At 38.1% G+C, this 2,438-nt stretch carries 3 protein-coding genes; all 3 read left to right on the forward strand.

From position 1 onward, the window contains the following. Positions 1-165: 165 nt before the first annotated feature. The 3 genes from CXF78_RS20320 (at position 166) to CXF78_RS20330 (ending at position 2,386) form a co-directional block, all read left to right on the forward strand. Entirely contained in the window at positions 166-549 is a 384-nt protein-coding gene (locus CXF78_RS20320) for a BlaI/MecI/CopY family transcriptional regulator (RefSeq protein ID WP_011637975.1), read from the forward strand. A 97-nt stretch (positions 550-646) separates the two neighbouring features. After that, a complete protein-coding gene (locus tag CXF78_RS20325) occupies positions 647-1,531 on the forward strand; it encodes a M56 family metallopeptidase (protein ID WP_257984965.1) in 885 nt (294 codons plus the stop codon). A gap of 156 nt (positions 1,532-1,687) precedes the next feature. Continuing rightward, positions 1,688-2,386, forward strand: a complete 699-nt coding sequence (locus CXF78_RS20330; protein WP_102037772.1) for a HupE/UreJ family protein — start codon at positions 1,688-1,690, stop codon at positions 2,384-2,386. Positions 2,387-2,438 lie beyond the last annotated feature (52 nt).

The raw sequence follows: 2,438 nt of genomic DNA on the forward strand, positions 1-2,438 counted from the left end.
CGTTAGCGTTGCGAACTCTGAGGTTAAAATAGAAATCGTTTCAGTGATAAAATATTATTAATTATCAATATTATAAATTACCGATCACTCATGCTTATAAAAACCTATTGCCGATAGGTTTTTAGTTTGACATACTATTGCATACGTTGTTAAGAGAACTATGTAATGCAATTAGGCGATCTAGAAAAGTTAGTACTTCAATTCCTTTGGTCTGAAAAAGAAGCCGATGCGAAGCGTGTTCATATTGCCGTTGGGATGAGTCGTGGTAACTCGTTAAACACGATTCAAACTACATTAGATCGATTATTTAAGAAGAGTCTGTTAAGCCGAACTAAGCAGGGGCATGCACATTTGTACACCGCTATAGTCGATCGTGAATCTCTCATCGCCACGTTAATTACAGATGTTACAGCCGATTTTATCGAAGATGGCGAGCATAGTCTTATTGCTGCTTTTGCTTCCTCGTCAGCCAATCTCGATGATGCTCAATTTGAAGCGTTGGAAAAACTTATCGAACAGCAACGCCAGTTACGTAGCAGGCAAATATAAAATGCTAGAGGGTAACGAGGCTATTTTCTTGAATTTAATGAGTGTTGCAATAACGGCTTTCGTTATCGTGACGATATTAATATCTGCCATTATCCCGTTGATTAAAAATAACCTCAATTCATTTGGTTTTATTGCCCGAAAGCGAACGTTATGGCTATTAGCAACCGCGCCTTGGTGGATAGCTTTATGTTGCGTTGTCATATTTTTTCCACGTCAAGATACTAATAATTTAATCGCTTTGATGGAAAAAATTGCTCATTGGCACCATATTGATGTGTTCAAGTTTACAAGCTGGCATGGCTTAACGTTGGTTGTTGCAGCCCTCATATTGGCTGTGATGATTAACCTTATGTTTGTTCAAGTTCGTCGACACTCAATCGCGATGCACAACCTTTTTAAATTTTCAGATGTGCAACCTATAAGTTGTGATAATAATCAGACTATTTATTCTATTGCATTAAGCATCCCAGCAGCTTTTACAATTGGCTTGCTCAAGCCTAGGGTTTATCTTACCACTGGATTACTTCAACAACTTGAACCATCGGCTCTGGATATCATTATCCAACATGAATTGGCACATGTTCGTGCAAGAGATCCTCTATTTAAAAGTATTTACTCTTTTTTCTGTCTGCTTTATCCAAAGCCAATTCGCCGCATTTTACAACAGCATTTTACCTTGCTCACAGAGCAACAAGCAGACTCCGTCGTAACGGGTTATCACGATAACCTTGATGTGGCACAAACATTAATTTCAGTAGCCAAGAAACAACGTCAGTTTCCCCAAAGTTGTGAGGGGAGTCTGGTTAGTCATTTTAGTCATGATCAAATTACTTTGCGGGTACAAAAGCTTCTATCACCACAGAGCCAAATATCCGAACTTACTCTGGTATTTACGGGACTGTGTTTTCTCACTGCAATGCTGTTTACGGTATTATTGGTAGATGGTCTCCATCATCTAATTGAGACTTATTTTATCCATTGAATCAGGACTATGAATGAATTAATTCGTTAGAACCGTAAAAGTAAAAACCGATGACCAACTGATTTATTTGTTTTGCTTACCACATTCCATTATATCGAATGTTACACACCCATAAGGAAGCTATTTTGACTGAAACAGACACTTTGGAGCCATCCAATGCTAAGTAAATTATCAAGCTATTGCGTGTTCGCAATCCTCATTGGCTGTGCTTTTATCAGTATAGAAGTATTTGCCCATGGGGTTGATGACAACACTCGAGCTTTTTTAGAACAAAATAGTGGCGTGCAGTTTGTACCTTTTCTCTACATTGGTGCTAAGCACATGATTACCGGCTATGACCACTTATTATTTCTGGTTGGTGTTATCTTTTTCTTATATAAAAGCCGAGATGTTTTCTTATATGTCACGATGTTCACTATTGGCCATAGCACTACCTTACTACTTGGTGTTTTAGGTGATATTCAAGTTAATGCCTACCTCGTTGATGCGATTATTGGTTTATCTGTCGTGTACAAAGGATTTGATAACTTAGGCGGCTTTAAGCGTTGCTTTAATTGGCAGCCTAATACCCAATGGGCAGTATTAATTTTCGGGTTGTTTCATGGTTTAGGTTTAGCGACTAAGTTGCAGGAATTCAATTTACCAAAAGAAGGCCTTTTTACCAATCTAGTGGCCTTTAATATTGGGGTAGAACTTGGTCAATTTGCTGCGCTAGTGGTTATTTTGATTGTCATTAATGTATGGCGAAAATGGCCTTCATTTCAGCGTTTTTCTAGGCTTACAAACACTCTATTAATGAGCGCAGGTGTCATGTTGATTGTGTATCAACTGACTGGCTACGTAATTAACAAATAAAAAAGAGATAAATATGCAACATACAGTCAGCAGCAGTACGTTAATTAAAGCC

Source organism: Shewanella sp. 11B5 (assembly GCF_002836795.1).
Lineage (GTDB): Bacteria > Pseudomonadota > Gammaproteobacteria > Enterobacterales > Shewanellaceae > Shewanella > Shewanella frigidimarina.

What these genes read in the sequence shown, in the direction of transcription:
- CXF78_RS20320 (WP_011637975.1), top strand. Translation starts at nt 166, where the DNA reads ATGCAATTAGGCGATCTAGAAAAGTTAGTACTTCAATTCCTTTGGTCT.
- CXF78_RS20330 (WP_102037772.1), top strand. Translation starts at nt 1,688, where the DNA reads ATGCTAAGTAAATTATCAAGCTATTGCGTGTTCGCAATCCTCATTGGC.